Source organism: Arthrobacter echini, from assembly GCF_004803505.1.
Lineage (GTDB): Bacteria > Actinomycetota > Actinomycetes > Actinomycetales > Micrococcaceae > Arthrobacter_D > Arthrobacter_D echini.
The window spans coordinates 179,092-193,934 of sequence record NZ_SSWH01000004.1; the positions used below are offsets into that span (position 1 = coordinate 179,092).

The following is a 14,843-nucleotide window of genomic DNA, read 5'->3' on the forward strand; positions in this document are numbered from 1 at the left end:
CAGCCCGGAGGTCTCGTGTGGGCGCTTCGGGTCTGCCCAGGACGGCGGCGTCGTGTCCTGTCACATCAGGGTCGAACCGTCGCAGGAAGCCAGTAGAGTGGGCAGGTGAATTCACCCAGTACTGATTCTCCGCTGCGCCTTTTCACCTCGGAATCGGTGACGGAGGGCCATCCGGACAAGATCTGCGACCAGATCAGCGATGCCATTCTCGACGGTCTCCTCGCTCAGGATCCCGAATCGCGTGTCGCCGTTGAGACGCTGGTGACCACCGGCCTGGTTCATGTGGCGGGAGAGGTCACCACCGAGGCCTACGTCGAGATCCCCGATATCGTCCGCAGGACCATCCTGGGCATCGGCTACGACTCCTCCGCCAACGGCTTCGACGGGGCCCGCTGCGGTGTCTCGGTCTCGATCGGGCAGCAGAGTCCGGAGATCGCCTCGGGGGTCTTCACCTCGCTCGAGACCCGCGAGGGCACCGGCGTCGACCCGTACGACGCGCAGGGGGCCGGTGACCAGGGCATCATGTTCGGGTACGCGAGCGACGAGACCTCCGTGATGATGCCGACGCCCGTCTGGCTGGCACACCGCCTCTCGGAGCGGTTGACCACGGTCCGCAGGGACGGGACCCTGCCGTATCTGCGCCCTGACGGCAAGACGCAGGTCACCATCGGGTACGACGACGACCGGCCGGTCTCGATCGATTCCGTGGTGATCTCCTCGCAGCACGACGCCGAGGTGTCGCTCGGCGAACTCCGCGCCGCGCTCGTGGAGCACGTCATCACGCCGGTGCTGAGTGAATCCGAGCTCGATACCTCCTCGGTCCGCCACATCCTGAATCCGGGTGGCGCCTTCGTGATCGGCGGCCCCGTCGGGGATGCCGGGCTCACCGGACGCAAGATCATCGTCGACACCTACGGCGGGATGGCTCGCCACGGTGGAGGGGCGTTCAGCGGCAAGGACCCCTCCAAGGTGGATCGATCGGCCGCCTACGCGATGCGCTGGGTGGCGAAGAACGTCGTTGCAGCCGGTCTGGCGCGCCGCGCGGAGATCCAGATCGCCTATGCCATCGGTATGGCGCAGCCCGTGGGCATCTATGTGGAGACCTTCGGCACCGAGACCGTCGACCCGCAGGCCATCGGGAAGGCCATCCGGGAGGTCTTCGATCTGCGGCCGCTCGGCATCATCAATGCACTGGAGCTCAAGCGGCCGATCTACCAGCGCACGGCGGCCCACGGCCACTTCGGGCGCGAGGAGGAGGGTTTCACCTGGGAACGGACCGACATGGTCGACAAGCTCCGCAGCTGTTTCGACGCCTGAGCGGGAGAGGAGCCGGACGGCATCCCGGCGTCGGGATGCCGGCAGGGGCACCATGACGCACACCACAGGTCATGCCGACGGGGACGGGCAGCTCAGCCTGCTGCACGGATTCGGTCCTGCGAAACTGCCGTCGGCCGAGCCGGAGCGTGCTGCTTCCCTGCCCATCGCCCGCATTGTGCTCGAAGCCCAGCTGCCGCACCTCGACCGGCTCTTCGACTACACCGTGCCCGCTGCGATGGACGCCGAGGCACAGCCCGGCGTCAGGGTCAGAGTGCGGTTCGCCGGGCGCGAGCAGACGGGGTTCCTTGCCGAACGGGTCGCCGAAGCACGTACGACGGCGAGGCTGCTGCCCCTGGTGAGAGTCCTTTCACCTCTTCGGGTCCTGACGCCACAGATCCTCGATCTCGCGACACGGGTGGCCGAGCGGAGCGTCGGTCTGGTCAGCGATGTGCTGCGCTCCGCCGTCCCGCCGAGAATGGCACGGGTCGATGCCGAGTTCGCGCAGCCGGCGGCGGGACCGGGAGGCCCGTCGGGCGCAATGCCGGCCGACACTCCGGGGGCGGCTCCGTCAGCGCCTCGGTCAGAGCCTCCGGGCGAGATATCGGGAGTACCTTCCTCGGACAATCCAGGCGCACCGTCGTCGCTCGCCTCAGGTGTGGCCCTGCTGGGGATCGGAGGCATCGGGGAGCAGGTCATCCCGGGGACCATGCCCGGGAGCTTCGGGCGGTACGGGGCTGGTCCCTCCTACCTGCAGCACCTGGAAATGGGGGAATCCCCCCGTGCTGTCCTGACGAGTCTGGGCGGCTACGGGAGGGCAGCATGGACCGCAGAGATCACAGACGCCGTGGCCGCGGCCGCAACGAGTGGGCGGGGCTCCGTCGTCGTGGTGCCGAACCAGCGTGATCTCGCCCGGGTGGAGGCCGCCCTCGTCGAGCGTCTCGGAGCCACGGCGGTGGCCCGGCTGACCGCCGAGGACGGGGCTACGCCGCGCTACCGGAACTTCCTGCGGATCCTGCTGGGTGAGGCGAGCGTCGCGGTCGGTACCCGCTCGGCGGCCTACGCGCCGGTGCGGAATCTGGGCCTTGTGTGCCTGTGGGACGACGGCGACGACCAGCACGTGGAGCAGCGGGCACCGTATCAGCACAGCCGCGACGTCCTGCTGTTGCGGGCCGAGCAGGAGAACGCGGCCATGCTGTTGGCCTCGTTCGACCGATCGACGCAGGCTCAGCGGCTCATCGACTCGGGGTGGGCTCATGCGATCGAAGCGGATCGCCGTGAGGTGCGCCGGTCCACCCCGCGTGTTGTACATGCCACCGACGCCTATCAGCTCGAACGTGACCCATTGGCTGGCCAGGCCCGTATCCCGCATGTGGCGTGGGCTGCGGCACAGGCCGGCCTGAAGGACGGGCCTGTCCTGCTGCAGGTGGCACGGACGGGTTTCTCTCCGGCGCTGGCCTGTGATCGATGCCGGCATCCGGCGCGCTGCAGGGTCTGTGCGGGGCCGTTGGCCCAGGCAGGTCGGCATGCGGTCCTGGTGTGCCGCTGGTGCGGTCGTCCCGAGAATCACTGGTCGTGCTCGGAGTGCGGCGGTACGCGTATCCGCGCCACGGTGACGGGTGCCACCCGGACCGCCGAGGAGCTCGGCAGGGCGTTTCCCGGCGTCCCGGTCATTTCGTCGGCGGGTGAGCACATCGTGGACGACGTCAAGGATACACCTGCCGTCGTCGTCGCGACGCCGGGAGCTGAGCCGACTGCCACGAACGGGTACGCCGCCGTGATCCTGCTCGACGGTAATGCGCTTCTGGGCAGGGAGTCGTTGCGGGCGGGGGAGGACGCCCGCCGGCGCTGGTTCTCGGCCGCAGTCCTCGCCCGCTCTGCCGCAGAGGGTGGAACGGTGGTCATCACCGGCGACGACGACGTCGCCGTGGGACACCTGGTGCGCTGGGATCCGGCAGGCGCTGCGTCGCGTGAACTGGCCGAGCGTCAGGAACTGGGCCTGCCGCCCGCCGTCAGGTACGCGGTGCTCACCGGGACAAGGGAGGGGATCCTGCACTTCCTCGAGGGCGTCCAGCTCGACGGTGCAACGCGCATGGTCGGTCCCTCTGCCGTTCCCCCCGACCTGCGGCGCCAGGCACAGGCGGCGGCGCGCGCCGCCGCCGCATCGACTGCCTCATCGAGGGGTTCGGCCCGGGCAGGACTGGTACCGCCCGAGTCCCTGGCGGGTCAGGGCAGTCATCGGGTTCTCCTGTTCTTCCCGTATCGTGCAGCAGCGGTCGTGACCCGAGAGCTACGTGCACGGCGTTCGGCTCTGTCAGCGCGGAGAACGGGCGAGCCTGTACATATTCGGCTCGACGCGCTCGATGTGCTCTAGGGGTAGGACACAAGTGGCTCTCCCTCCATGGAGGTGGTTGACGATCGTGGTTGACGAGGTCGGCCCGCGGTAGTCGATGGTCAACATGGTGCCGGACGGTCACCGGTCACCGGCCACCGGTCACCGGCCACCGGTCCGCGGTCACGGAGTCTTCGGTGCCCGGTCGGGCAGGTGGGGTTGGATGTTCCAGTACCTGTTGCGTCTGCTCGTGGTTCCGTGACGCCGGAGCTGTGGCGGTGGAGTGAACCAGGGAACTCCGTCGTGGGCCGCTACCCCCCAGTGGCCCCTGTGGATCACGTGATGATGATGGGCACAGAGCAGTACCCCGTTGTCGACGCTGGTGACTCCACCGCGGGACCAGGGGGTGATGTGGTGGGCTTCGCACCAGCCGGCAGGGATGGTGCAGTCGGGGAACGCGCAGCCTTTGTCGCGGGCGACCATCGCCCGGCGGAGGTGTGGAGGGAAGAGCCGACCAGCGCGGCCGATGTCGAGGATCTGTCCGTCACCGCCCAAAACCAGCGGGATGATGTCGGCGTCACACGCGATCTGCCGGATACTTCGGGCATCGAGGTGGTCAACGAATACACCACGTCCGGATCTGACAAGGTGCGTGGCGACAGCACCGACGTCGGCGGTACCGGGCGCGGTTGTGCAGGCTTCGGGTGTGCCGGTCACTGTTGTGGCGGATTCGACGGTATCTGACCCGGTGGTGGTGCCGAACGCTGCTCTGTCGGAGGCCGTCGTGCCGGACGCGGGGCGTCGAATATCGGTGAGGAGGTCTTTGTAGCCGATGGTGACCATCACCTGGGGTCGGTGTCCGCCTGTGGCCGGCAGCTCGGCGGTCGAGAGGGCGATCCGGCAGGCACCGACAAGGCCGGCGAGCAGGCTCTGCGCCCGGGTAGGCATATCGGGTGATTGCAGGAGCGACGACGCCCCCTGTGCCGAGGCCTGGTCAGCAGCTCCACCTGTGTGCGCTGCACCGCCAGGGTCTGGTGAGCCGTCCGGTCTGGTGGGACTCGTGGGGGTGCGGGGGTTGGTAGCGGTATTCATGACGGTGGTTAGATGCTCGAACTGTTCGTCGGTGGCGCCGATCTCGAACAGGTTCAACCCGTGGCGGCGACCTTTGAAGAACACACCCTGCCGAGCGCGGAGAATCTTCTCGGTGGGTTCCTGTCCGTCCTGGTCGAGCACTGTCTCCCATCGGCGGGCGAGGACCCGCAGCACGTCCTCGTCGGACTCGCCGGCCTGCAGGGTGAGGTGGTGTTCCATCGACGCGATCTGCTCGGGGTCCGCGATGCAACGGATGCGCTCCACAGCGGAACAGATGATCGTCGCTGCCCGCCCACTCACAGCGCCAGCACCCACCGCTGCAGCCAGACTTTCCAGTGCCGGACCGAGCACGGCCCCCGACTCGCTGAGCGCCGGCAGTACACGATGTGCCAGGACGAGGCGACGTTTGGCTTCGGCCCGACCGATCCCGAGTCTGGCCCGAAGATACAGTGCACAACGGTTCGTCCGATCACCGGTTGCACCAGCACCGGCGGTTGCACGTGCTGCAACAGCGGTACCGCCTGCAGCAGCACGATCCCCTGTACTGGCTGTAATGACACCAGCACCCTCGGCATCGACGGTGTGCGGGTCCACCAGGGCTTGTTCCGCCCGCGCTGTGAGAGAGCCCGGGCCGTGACCTTCTTCCATACCGGCGAGGTCCAGGTCTTCGACCTGGCCCGCAGCGAGAACCTGGAGATGATCGATGACTCGGGAGATGTCCTCGATCCCGACGAGGGTACGCCCAGCTTCTTCCGCCGACATGATTCGCCCATGATCGATCAGACGATCAGTGACCCGTCCCAGGACGGCCCGCACGGACTCGAAGTCGCGCACGGACTCGAAGTGATGGTCGGTCCCGAGTGCATCGTCGAGTCTGCCGGGCTCATCCGGCCCGGAAGGCTTGCACTCTTCCGGCCCGGAAGGCTTGCACTCTTCAGGCCCGGAATTTTCAGGCTGGAAGAACTGGGCGGTTCGGAAACGTTCCTGAGATCCAGAGGAAATCTCACCGTCGTGAGCTCCGTCTGAATCTGCAATGCACTCTATTGCTGCCGTAGCCATATCTCATTTTATCGAACGTGCGTACTAGTCGTCCGGCGGGATCCCTTATGTGGATAACTTGCTGGTTGGACACCCGGACCACGGTCGACGCTCCCGGCTCTCGGCCCACCAGCGAGTTCAGCAGCGCCTACGGATCGCGGTCCGCCAGCAACATCAGCACGCCGAACCGCAGCCGCCCGTCCCCGGATCCAGCAGTGATCGCGGTACAGCCGGCAGCGGTCCGGTTGGGATCAGGGAACGAGGATGCTCCAGCCGTCCGCATCGACCCCGATGGCGACGGGTGGTTCGTGCCGGATGCCGTGCAGTCCCAGCGCTTCGGCCAGGGATGCGGTAGCAGCGACGACTACGAAGTCCTCACCCCGGAACTCATCCGCGGTGGCATCGACGAACGCAGCGACGTCCTCGTCCGCGGACAGCTCGAAGCGGGCCGCGATCCTCAGCCGGTCCATCCAGGACGGTGTCACGGCATCGATGGCGAGAAGAACAGCTCTGGCGGGGCACTGCAGGTCTGTCATCGCGGATCGGTCCCGCCTCCGCCGTCCAGCGCGGAGGGCAGCACGTCCGACTCGCGCCCAGCATCGTCCGCTTCGAAGGGCAGCGCGTCCGGCTCACGCCCGGAGCGGTCCGGTCCGGAAGGCGGCGCGTCCCGCTCTCGCCCGGAGCCCTCTGGCCCGGCATCACTCAGCGCGTCCCGCTCACGCCCGGCATCACTCATCGCGCCCCCGCTCATCGTGCCCCCGCTCGTCGCGTCGATCGCTCCACGGACGTCGCACCGGAAAGGGACGACGGTCCCGTCGCCGTCCGAACTCCGCGATGGCACGGCGGCAGGCCCCCCGGAGCTGCTCGGCCGAGGCCTCCCACGAGTAGGCAGCCGCGCGCTCGAGACCGGCGCGCGAGGCCGAGTCCCAGGTGGCGGCGTCACCGAGCGAACGGACGGCCGCAGCAACGGCGTGGGGTGAATCCGGATCCACGAGAAGCGCCGCAGCACCACCGACCTCACGGAAGATGGGGATGTCACTGGCGATCACGGGCGTGCCGGCAGCCATCGCCTCGACGACCGGCAGGCCGTACCCTTCCGCACGGGAGAGCGTCACGAGGGCAGTGGAAGCGAACAGCAGGTCCTCGTACTCGGCGTCGCTGACACCGCCGTGGAAGACCAGGCGATCCGTCGGCGCGAGGGCTTCCAGTTCCGCGCGCCTGGCCGGTGTGATGCGGCTCAGCAGATGCAGGGTGTGTCCGGGCAGCAGGCGCATGGCCCGTACGAGCGTCTCGACGTTCTTGTACGGCATGAACGAGCCCATGTAGAGCAGCGAGGGCGAACGTGGTGCGTCCGGGTCGCGGTGGCGCGCCGAGGGTTGCGGCGCATTACCGACGAGCATCACGGGTCTGCGGGTGAGCCGGTGCGCGCGCATCAACGCCGCCGTGGTCGAGGAGATGGTGAGGACGACGTCGGCACGGTTCAGGAGCAGTCGCTGCGGCCAGTACGCCAGGTGGTACAGCCGCCAGAGCAGCCGGATGGGCAGTGGCAGGAACGTCGGCGGCGTTCGGTTCTGGTAGTAGATCAGATCGTGCAGGGTGAGGATCAGGGGATAGCGCCTGCCCCAGGAGCCCATGGTCTGCAGGGGGGAGACGACGACGTCGGGCCGCAGGCGGTTGATGCGCAGGGCGACGAACAGCTCGGCGGGGGAGAGCGGACTGGGGAACAGGACATGAGGGACGTCCGGCAGCAGCGCGACCTGCCGTGGATCGCTGATGAGTACCACGACGTCGTCAGTCCGGCTCAGGGCCTCGACCAGGCCGGCGCCGTAGCGGCTGATGCCGTCGTGGTGATCGGTCCGCGTGAAGCGGGCGTCGAAGAGGACCCTCATGCCGGGACCGTCTCCAGGAACCGCTCGATCAGCACTGCGGCTTCGTTCGGCTTCTCGTAGTGCACGAGATGTCCCACGTCCGGGATGATCTCGAGGGTCGCGTCGGGGATGAGCCGTGCGAGCTCCCGTTGGCTCCGGATGGATCCGATCGGGTCCTGCTCCGCCGCGACGAGCAGCACGGGCATCCCAAGATCCCTCGCCCTCTCCCGGACCGTGCCGGAGATGGAGGCACGGAAGGCCTCGAGGACCACGCGGCGGCTGGCGAACGAGCTGAAATACGCGCTGTGCTGCCCGTGGATCCAGCGCCGCAGCGACGGGTCCGCCGTCGTCGCCATGAACCCGCTCATCACGCGCACTATCGCGGGGTTCGAGAGCAGTGCCAGGCCGGCGCGCTCCGGCAGGCGGGCGGCGGCGAGATAATAGGCCTCGGCAGCCCTGGTGGCGATCCGGCTCGGTCCCGTCAGGGCCGGGGCACTGATGGGATTGACCAGCACCAGCGCGTCCACGGGCGTCGATCCTGCGGCTGCGGTCTCGGCGGCGACGATCGAGCCGAAGGAGTGCCCGAGCAGCACCACGCGCTCATCCGGGTCGTCGACGAGCCGCAGGACGCACTCGGCGATGAAACGTACGTAGGCGGCGACGTCGTGCGTTCCCGGCAGTTCCTCGCCCTGTCCGAAGCCGGGAAGATCCGGCACGAGGACGCGGTGCGCCGGCAGTTCCCCGACGAGGCGTTCCAGGCCGTGGTGATCGCCGCGGAACCCGTGCACCATCACGATCGTCGGCGCGGAATCGACGGAAGCGACAGAATCCGGGGAAGTCCCGACAGCAGGGTGGTCCCACACCTGCTGCACGGTGCCCTCCCACCGTACGGTGTGGACGAGCGAGGGTCGCATCAGTCGCGGTTCGCAGAGCCGGAGTGCTGGTCCCGGTCCAGCGCGTCGAGGGCAGCCAGCTGACCGTCGTCGAGCGAGAAGTCGAAGATGTCCAGATTGGAGCTGATGCGTTCCGGCGAACTGGACTTCGGGATGGTCAGGATGTCGTGCTGCAGATGCCACCGGAGCACGACCTGCGCCGGTGTCCGACCGAGCTGGGCCGCGATGTCGCCGACGACGGGATCGGTCAGGGCCGTCCCCCGTCCGAGCGGACTCCACGCCTGGGTGAGGATCCCGTTCTCGGCGTGGAAGTCACGCAATGCACGCTGCTGGAGGTACGGGTGCAGTTCGATCTGGTTGAGCACCGGACGCACTCCGGTCTCGTCCTGCAGGCGCCGGAGGTGGTCCTCCTGGAAGTTCGAGACGCCCACGGAGCGGACGCGCCCGTCTGCTCGCAGCTGATTCAGGGCGCGCCAGGACTCCACGTACAGACCCTTCGACGGGACCGGCCAGTGGATCAGGTAGAGATCGAGCTGGTCGAGCCCGATGCGATCCATGGTGGCGTCGAAGGCGCGCAGCGTCGCGTCGTACCCGTGATCGTCGTTCCACACCTTCGAGGTGATGAACAGGTCATCGCGCTCGCCCGAGGAGAGATACGACCGGACCGCAGCGCCCACACCGGCCTCGTTGCCGTAGAGGGCAGCGGTGTCGATCAGGCGGTAGCCGGCCCCGAGCGCCGTCGAGCACAGCTGCTCCGTCTCCTCGGGAGGGATCTTGTAGACGCCGTAACCGATCACGTCCAGCGAGGATCCGTCGGCGAGCAGGGCACGTGGTACGGAGGGATTCATGCTGCCACTCTAGCGAGACGGGGCGCCGATGGCAGCGGAGAAGGGGCCGCCGGTAGCGCAGTCCTCAGGCCTGGACCAGGCGCCGGGCCGAGCCCTCGTCGAGGATGAGATCCGTTGCCAGATTCGCCGCGAGCGCTCCGCGCAGACCGTGGATCTTGGACTCGCCGGACACCACGCAGATGCGCCGGCCCACCCGTCGGAGCTCGTCCAGGTCCGGGCCGGTGCTGCGCTGGTTCAGCAGGATGTCCCGGTGACTGCCGTCGGAGCGGAAGAACATGGTCGCGACGTCGCCGACCACCTCGTCGGCCTCCAGTGTCTCCAGGTCCTCGTGATCGAGGTACCCGCCGCTGTACACATGACTCGGGATACCGGCACCGATGGAACCGACGCCGAAGATGGCCATGGTCATCCGCTCCTGCAGATCGAGGATGCGCCGCACGCTGCGTTCGCGCCACATGGCCTTCTTGGTCTCGGCGTGGTCGAAGAACGCCGGGACGGGGAACTGCTCCACGCGCGAGCCATAGGCCTGTCCGAAGCGGCGCAGGATCTCGCTCGCGTAGGAGATTCCCGTGGTCTGTGTGTTCCCCGCGCCGTTGAGCTGCACGAATGTGCTGTCGTGGGTCTGCTTACGTGTCAGCCGGTGGCTCACCGCACTGAGGGTGGAGCCCCAGGCGACACCGATGATGGCGTTGGAGTCGACGAGTGGACCGATCGTGCGGGCGGCCTGCAGGGCCACACGGTTGAGGACCTCCGAATCGTTGACGGAGTCAGCGATGGGGACCACGTGGGCCTGGACGCCGAAGCGACGGCTGATCTGCTGCTCGAGCGCAGGGGTACGATCCGTCGGGTTGTTCACCTGGATCTGCACCAGGCCCGTCTCCCGCGCCATCGACAGCAGTCGCGACACCGTGGACCGTGACGTGTTCAGCTCCCGCGCGATGGCGTTCATGGTCAGGTCCTGCAGGTAGTACATCTGCGCCGCCCGCAGTGCGTCCCGCGACCTGCCGCCGGAGAACGGGGCACCAGGCATTGCCTCGGCGTCGGAGGTCGGTGCCATCTCCCGATCCTCCACCAGAGTGCACATATGTGCAAGGCGGTTGACTGCTATGTCCAGTCCTCGGAGACTGAAGATACAAGAACCGATCCAGACATCGACGTTATGGAGTACTACCGTGAGCATTGCAGCCGGTCGGACAGAAGGCACAGCAGGATCCACCCGCGCGGAGGTTCGGGAACTCCGGGACAACCCCCGCGCCTCCGTGCTCATCATCGGCGGCGGGATCAACGGTGTGGGAACATTCCGTGATCTGGCGCTGCAGGGAGTCGACGTCGCCCTCGTGGAGCGCGGCGACTACTGCCAGGGAGCATCGGGGGCATCCTCGCACATGATCCACGGCGGAATCCGTTACCTCGAGAACGGCGAGTTCCGCCTCGTGCACGAGTCCGTGGTCGAGCGCAACGCGCTCATGAAGATCGCGCCGCACTACGTCAAGCCACTGAAGACCACCATCCCCATCTTCACCACGTTCTCGGGGATCCTCTCGGCTCCGCTGCGCTTCCTGACGCACAAGCAGGGCAAGCAGGTGGAGCGCGGCGCCGTGCTCATCAAGGCGGGCCTGACCATGTACGACTTCTTCTCCCGCGACGGCGGCAACGTACCCCGCCACTCCTTCGTGGGGCGCAGGAAGGCGCTGGAGACCATGCCGGACCTGCCCAAGAATGTCAGGTACGCGGCAACCTACTTCGACGCCTCGGTCCACAATCCCGAGCGGCTCACGCTGGATGTCCTGCGCGACGGCCAGATCGCCAACCCGTCGGCGCGGGCGGTCAACTACGTCAGCGCGATCGGGAACGACGACGATGGCGTGAGACTGCGCGACGAACTCACGGGTGAGACCTTCAGCTTCCAGGCCGACGTCGTCGTCAATGCTTCGGGTGCCTGGACCGATATCACCAATACTGCACTGGGCTCGGAGAGCCGGTTCATGGGTGGCACCAAGGGATCACACATCGTGCTGGACCACCCCGAACTGCTCCAGGCATGCAACGGTACGGAGATCTTCTTCGAGCACACCGACGGCAGGATCGTGCTCATCTACCCGATGGGCGACAGGGTACTCGTCGGCACCACCGACATCGACGTCGACGTCACCGAGCAGGCCGTGTGCACCGACGAGGAGATCGAGTACTTCTTCGAACTCATCGGGCACGTCTTCCCGGACATCGAGGTCACCACGAAGGACATCGTCTACAGCTTTTCCGGCGTCCGCCCGCTGCCGCGCCACGACGAGACCCAGCCGGGCTTCGTCTCGCGCGACTACCGGATCGAGAAGCGCGAGGAGAAGCTCGGGGGCCGCGATGTGACGACCCTGAGCCTTGTCGGTGGAAAGTGGACCACCTTCCGCGCTCTGTCCGAGCATCTCGCCGACGACACGCTCGCGGCACTCGGAAGCTCACGGAAGACCTCGACCGCGGGCCTGGCCATCGGCGGAGGGCAGGGTTTCCCCACGGACGAGGCAGCGGAGCGTGCGTGGATCAGGGCGGCCGTACGGCCGGGCTTCGACGAGGACCGCGTGAGGGTGCTGCTGACCCGCTACGGGACACGCGCAAGCGATGTCATCGAATATCTCACTGACGGCCCCGACACGGTGTTCAATACGACGAGGGAACTGAGCACGCGAGAACTCGCCTACATGGTCGAGCACGAGCAGATCGGCCACCTGATCGATGTACTGATCCGACGGACCTCGCTGGCCTTCCGCGGACTCGTCACCGAGGAACTGCTCGCAGAGCTGTCCGAGACCCTGGCACCCCTGCTGGGCTGGGACGCCGAGCAGGCAGCGGCGGAGATCGAGCTCGCCGAGAAGGTCCTCGCCGAGGCCCACCGGGTGCAGGTCAAAAGCCTGACGGCGTAGCGGCACCCGCCGCTACGCCGTCGAACCGCTGTCACTCACAGCGGCGTGATGCCAACGGCAGCGGTTGCCGGAGGATTCCGATGGGTGCCGTCGAGGCGGCGGCACCCATCAATAAGTTAATGGACAAAGGAGTCAAGGATGTCCCTGGAAGTATTCGTCGCCGAATGTCTCGGCACCATGCTGCTTCTGTTGCTCGGTAACGGCGTGGTCGCGAATGTCGCGCTCGCCAGGACCAAGGGCAACAACGGCGGCTTTCTCATGGTCAACTTCGGCTGGGGTCTCGGTGTTTTCGCCGGCGTCTACGTGGCGGCCCTCTCGGGAGCCCACCTGAACTTCGCCGTCACCATCGGTCTACTCTTCAGCGATGCCGCTGAATACGCTCCCGGTGTCGACAAGACGTTCGCCACGACACTGGCGTATCTCGCGGCCCAGATGCTCGGGTCGGTCATCGGAGCCGTCCTGGCCTGGCTGTCCTACAAGCAGCACTTCGACGACGAACCCGATCCGGCCAACAAGCTCGGTGTCTTCGCCACCGGTCCGGCCATCCGATCGTACGGCTGGAATCTGGTCACCGAGATCATCGCGACCTTCGTCCTCGTCCTGGTCATCCTCTCGTTCGCCGGCACCCCCACCGAGATCGGCCCGCTGGCCGTCGCGCTCCTCGTGGTCGGCATCGGTGCTTCGCTCGGCGGGCCCACGGGCTACGCCATCAACCCGAACCGTGACCTCGGCCCGCGTATCGCCCACGCGTTCCTGCCCATCAAGGGCAAGGGGTCCAGCGACTGGGCCTACGCATGGGTCCCCGTGGTGGGCCCCATCATCGGCGGCGCGCTCGCCGGTCTCATCGTCCAGCTCATCTCGTTCCCCGTCATCGCAGCCTGAGAGCAGGCACAATCGGCTGATTCAAGCCACTGAGCAACCCGCCATCCACTGAAGGAGTACGACATGTCGCAGCAGTACGTCATGGCCATCGACCAGGGCACCACCTCCAGCAGAGCCATCGTGTTCGATCACCAGGGCGATATCGTCTCGTCCGGGCAGAAGGAACACGAGCAGATCTTCCCGAGGGCCGGCTGGGTGGAGCACGACCCCGCCGAGATCTGGAACAACACCCGCGAGGTGATCGGCCAGGCGCTGTCCACGGCCAACCTCACGCGCCACGACATCGCCGCCGTGGGTATCACCAACCAGCGCGAGACAGCCGTCGTCTGGGACAGGACCACAGGAAAGGCCGTCTACAACGCGATCGTCTGGCAGGACACCCGCACCCAGTCCATCGTCGACGAGCTGGCCGAGGACGGCGGGGTGGAGCGCTACAAGTCCAAGGTCGGCCTGCCGCTGGCCACGTACTTCTCGGGGACCAAGATCAAGTGGATCCTCGACAATGTGGACGGTGCCAGGGAGAAGGCGGAGGCCGGCGACCTCATCTTCGGCAACACCGACTCCTGGGTGACCTGGAACCTCACGGGCGGCACAGACGGCGGTGTGCACATCACCGACGTGACGAATGCGTCCCGCACGCTGTTCATGGATCTCGACACGCTGTCCTGGGACGAGTCGATCCTCGCCGATTTCGGCGTCCCGGTGTCGATGATGCCCGAGATCAGGTCCTCCTCAGAGGTCTACGGCACGGTGCACACCTCCCAGTTGCTGCGCGAGACCCCCGTGGCCGGCATCCTCGGTGACCAGCAGGCTGCCACCTTCGGTCAGGCCGCCTTCGACAAGGGCGGCGCGAAGAACACCTACGGCACCGGTAACTTCCTGATCGTGAACACCGGCGAGGAGATCGTCCACTCGAAGAACGGTCTGCTCACCACCGTCTGCTACAAGCTCGGTGATGCCAAGCCGGTCTACGCGCTCGAGGGTTCCATTGCCGTCACCGGCTCACTCATCCAGTGGCTCAGGGACAATCTGGGCTTCATCAGGAGTGCGCCCGAGGTCGAACAGCTGGCGACGACGGTGGAGGACAACGGCGGGGTCTACGTGGTCCCGGCGTTCTCGGGGCTCTTCGCGCCGTACTGGCGCTCGGATGCGCGCGGCGCGATAGTCGGCCTGACCCGCTTCGTGAACAAGGGCCATATCGCCCGCGCTGCCCTGGAGGCCACGGCCTTCCAGACCCGCGAGGTGCTCGACGCCGCCAACGCCGATGCCGGCGTCGACATGGAGGACCTGCGGGTGGACGGGGGGATGGTCGCGAACGACGCCCTCATGCAGTTCCAGGCGGACATCCTCGGGATCCCGGTCATCCGGCCGAAGGTCACGGAGACCACCGCTCTCGGGGCCGCCTACGCCGCAGGCCTCGCCGTCGGTTTCTGGAAGGACACCGACGAACTCGCGACCAACTGGTCCGAGGACAAGCGTTGGAACCCGTCCATGGAGGACAGTGAGCGCGAGCGCCAGCTGCGGCTGTGGAAGAAGGCCGTCACGAAGACCTTCGACTGGGTCGACGAGGACGTCCACTAGCAGGTCATCGGAGCAGGTACCCGGTGCGTCCGATGATGCACCGGGTACCCGCGAGGCTCTCGTGCACGCACTGCTAAAGT

Annotated in this window: 13 protein-coding genes; 6 read left to right on the top strand and 7 right to left on the bottom strand. The window is 67.1% G+C overall.

What is annotated here, in order from left to right:
* The first annotated feature begins 105 nt into the window (after nucleotides 1-105).
* Both metK and E8P82_RS06450 read left to right on the top strand, forming a co-directional pair.
* A complete protein-coding gene (gene metK, locus E8P82_RS06445; RefSeq protein ID WP_136453664.1) occupies nucleotides 106-1,317 on the top strand; it encodes a methionine adenosyltransferase in 1,212 nt (403 codons plus the stop codon).
* A gap of 52 nt (nucleotides 1,318-1,369) precedes the next feature.
* A complete protein-coding gene (locus E8P82_RS06450; RefSeq protein WP_136453665.1) occupies nucleotides 1,370-3,688 on the top strand; it encodes a primosomal protein N' in 2,319 nt (772 codons plus the stop codon).
* Between the two features lie 141 nt (nucleotides 3,689-3,829).
* Here E8P82_RS06450 and E8P82_RS14995 read toward each other — a convergent pair whose 3' ends face one another.
* Nucleotides 3,830-5,500, bottom strand: a complete 1,671-nt coding sequence (locus E8P82_RS14995; protein ID WP_168796501.1) for an HNH endonuclease signature motif containing protein — start codon at nucleotides 5,498-5,500, stop codon at nucleotides 3,830-3,832.
* A gap of 9 nt (nucleotides 5,501-5,509) precedes the next feature.
* Between E8P82_RS14995 and E8P82_RS15000 the strand changes: the two genes are divergently transcribed.
* Nucleotides 5,510-5,764 carry a hypothetical protein gene (locus E8P82_RS15000; RefSeq protein ID WP_168796502.1) on the top strand — a complete coding sequence of 85 codons (255 nt, stop codon included), beginning with the start codon at nucleotides 5,510-5,512 and terminating at the stop codon, nucleotides 5,762-5,764.
* Between the two features lie 263 nt (nucleotides 5,765-6,027).
* Here the strand turns inward: E8P82_RS15000 and E8P82_RS06460 are convergent, their stop codons facing one another.
* The 6 genes from E8P82_RS06460 to E8P82_RS06485 form a co-directional block, all read right to left on the bottom strand.
* A complete protein-coding gene (locus E8P82_RS06460; protein ID WP_136453666.1) occupies nucleotides 6,028-6,312 on the bottom strand; it encodes a hypothetical protein in 285 nt (94 codons plus the stop codon).
* A complete protein-coding gene (locus E8P82_RS06465) occupies nucleotides 6,309-6,512 on the bottom strand; it encodes a hypothetical protein (protein WP_136453667.1) in 204 nt (67 codons plus the stop codon). The genes E8P82_RS06460 and E8P82_RS06465 overlap by 4 nt, the downstream gene beginning before the upstream one ends.
* Nucleotides 6,505-7,665: a glycosyltransferase family 4 protein gene (locus E8P82_RS06470; protein WP_136453668.1), complete on the bottom strand. Its 1,161-nt coding sequence runs from the start codon at nucleotides 7,663-7,665 to the stop codon at nucleotides 6,505-6,507. The genes E8P82_RS06465 and E8P82_RS06470 overlap by 8 nt, the downstream gene beginning before the upstream one ends.
* Nucleotides 7,662-8,435, bottom strand: a complete 774-nt coding sequence (locus E8P82_RS06475) for an alpha/beta fold hydrolase (protein ID WP_246021026.1) — start codon at nucleotides 8,433-8,435, stop codon at nucleotides 7,662-7,664. Before E8P82_RS06475 ends, E8P82_RS06470 begins: the two co-directional genes overlap by 4 nt.
* A 122-nt stretch (nucleotides 8,436-8,557) precedes the next feature.
* The gene (locus tag E8P82_RS06480; RefSeq protein WP_136453670.1) at nucleotides 8,558-9,385 is read right to left on the bottom strand and encodes an aldo/keto reductase; all 828 of its coding nucleotides are present in this window, start codon (nucleotides 9,383-9,385) and stop codon (nucleotides 8,558-8,560) included.
* Nucleotides 9,386-9,449: 64 nt separating this feature from the next.
* Nucleotides 9,450-10,442: a sugar-binding transcriptional regulator gene (locus E8P82_RS06485; protein WP_425456004.1), complete on the bottom strand. Its 993-nt coding sequence runs from the start codon at nucleotides 10,440-10,442 to the stop codon at nucleotides 9,450-9,452.
* Nucleotides 10,443-10,563: 121 nt separating this feature from the next.
* Here E8P82_RS06485 and E8P82_RS06490 point away from each other — a divergent pair, with 121 nt between their 5' ends.
* From E8P82_RS06490 to glpK, 3 genes are all read left to right on the top strand, one after another.
* Nucleotides 10,564-12,300, top strand: coding sequence for a glycerol-3-phosphate dehydrogenase/oxidase (locus E8P82_RS06490; protein WP_246021045.1), 1,737 nt, complete (start codon nucleotides 10,564-10,566; stop codon nucleotides 12,298-12,300).
* Nucleotides 12,301-12,438: 138 nt separating this feature from the next.
* Nucleotides 12,439-13,182 carry an MIP/aquaporin family protein gene (locus tag E8P82_RS06495; RefSeq protein ID WP_136453672.1) on the top strand — a complete coding sequence of 248 codons (744 nt, stop codon included), beginning with the start codon at nucleotides 12,439-12,441 and terminating at the stop codon, nucleotides 13,180-13,182.
* A 63-nt stretch (nucleotides 13,183-13,245) separates the two neighbouring features.
* Complete coding sequence (gene glpK, locus E8P82_RS06500) at nucleotides 13,246-14,763, top strand: glycerol kinase GlpK (RefSeq protein WP_136453673.1); 1,518 nt, start codon at nucleotides 13,246-13,248, stop codon at nucleotides 14,761-14,763.
* Nucleotides 14,764-14,843 lie beyond the last annotated feature (80 nt).

Bases quoted from the DNA above. Each gene is read 5' to 3' on its own strand.
- E8P82_RS06450 (WP_136453665.1), top strand. From the start codon at position 1,370: ATGACGCACACCACAGGTCATGCCGACGGGGACGGGCAGCTCAGCCTG.
- E8P82_RS14995 (WP_168796501.1), bottom strand. From the start codon at position 5,500: ATGTCGGCGGAAGAAGCTGGGCGTACCCTCGTCGGGATCGAGGACATC.
- E8P82_RS15000 (WP_168796502.1), top strand. From the start codon at position 5,510: ATGATCGATCAGACGATCAGTGACCCGTCCCAGGACGGCCCGCACGGA.
- E8P82_RS06460 (WP_136453666.1), bottom strand. From the start codon at position 6,312: ATGACAGACCTGCAGTGCCCCGCCAGAGCTGTTCTTCTCGCCATCGAT.
- E8P82_RS06465 (WP_136453667.1), bottom strand. From the start codon at position 6,512: ATGAGTGATGCCGGGCGTGAGCGGGACGCGCTGAGTGATGCCGGGCCA.
- E8P82_RS06470 (WP_136453668.1), bottom strand. From the start codon at position 7,665: ATGAGGGTCCTCTTCGACGCCCGCTTCACGCGGACCGATCACCACGAC.
- E8P82_RS06475 (WP_246021026.1), bottom strand. From the start codon at position 8,435: ATGGTGCACGGGTTCCGCGGCGATCACCACGGCCTGGAACGCCTCGTC.
- E8P82_RS06480 (WP_136453670.1), bottom strand. From the start codon at position 9,385: ATGAATCCCTCCGTACCACGTGCCCTGCTCGCCGACGGATCCTCGCTG.
- E8P82_RS06485 (WP_425456004.1), bottom strand. From the start codon at position 10,442: ATGGCACCGACCTCCGACGCCGAGGCAATGCCTGGTGCCCCGTTCTCC.
- E8P82_RS06495 (WP_136453672.1), top strand. From the start codon at position 12,439: ATGTCCCTGGAAGTATTCGTCGCCGAATGTCTCGGCACCATGCTGCTT.
- glpK (WP_136453673.1), top strand. From the start codon at position 13,246: ATGTCGCAGCAGTACGTCATGGCCATCGACCAGGGCACCACCTCCAGC.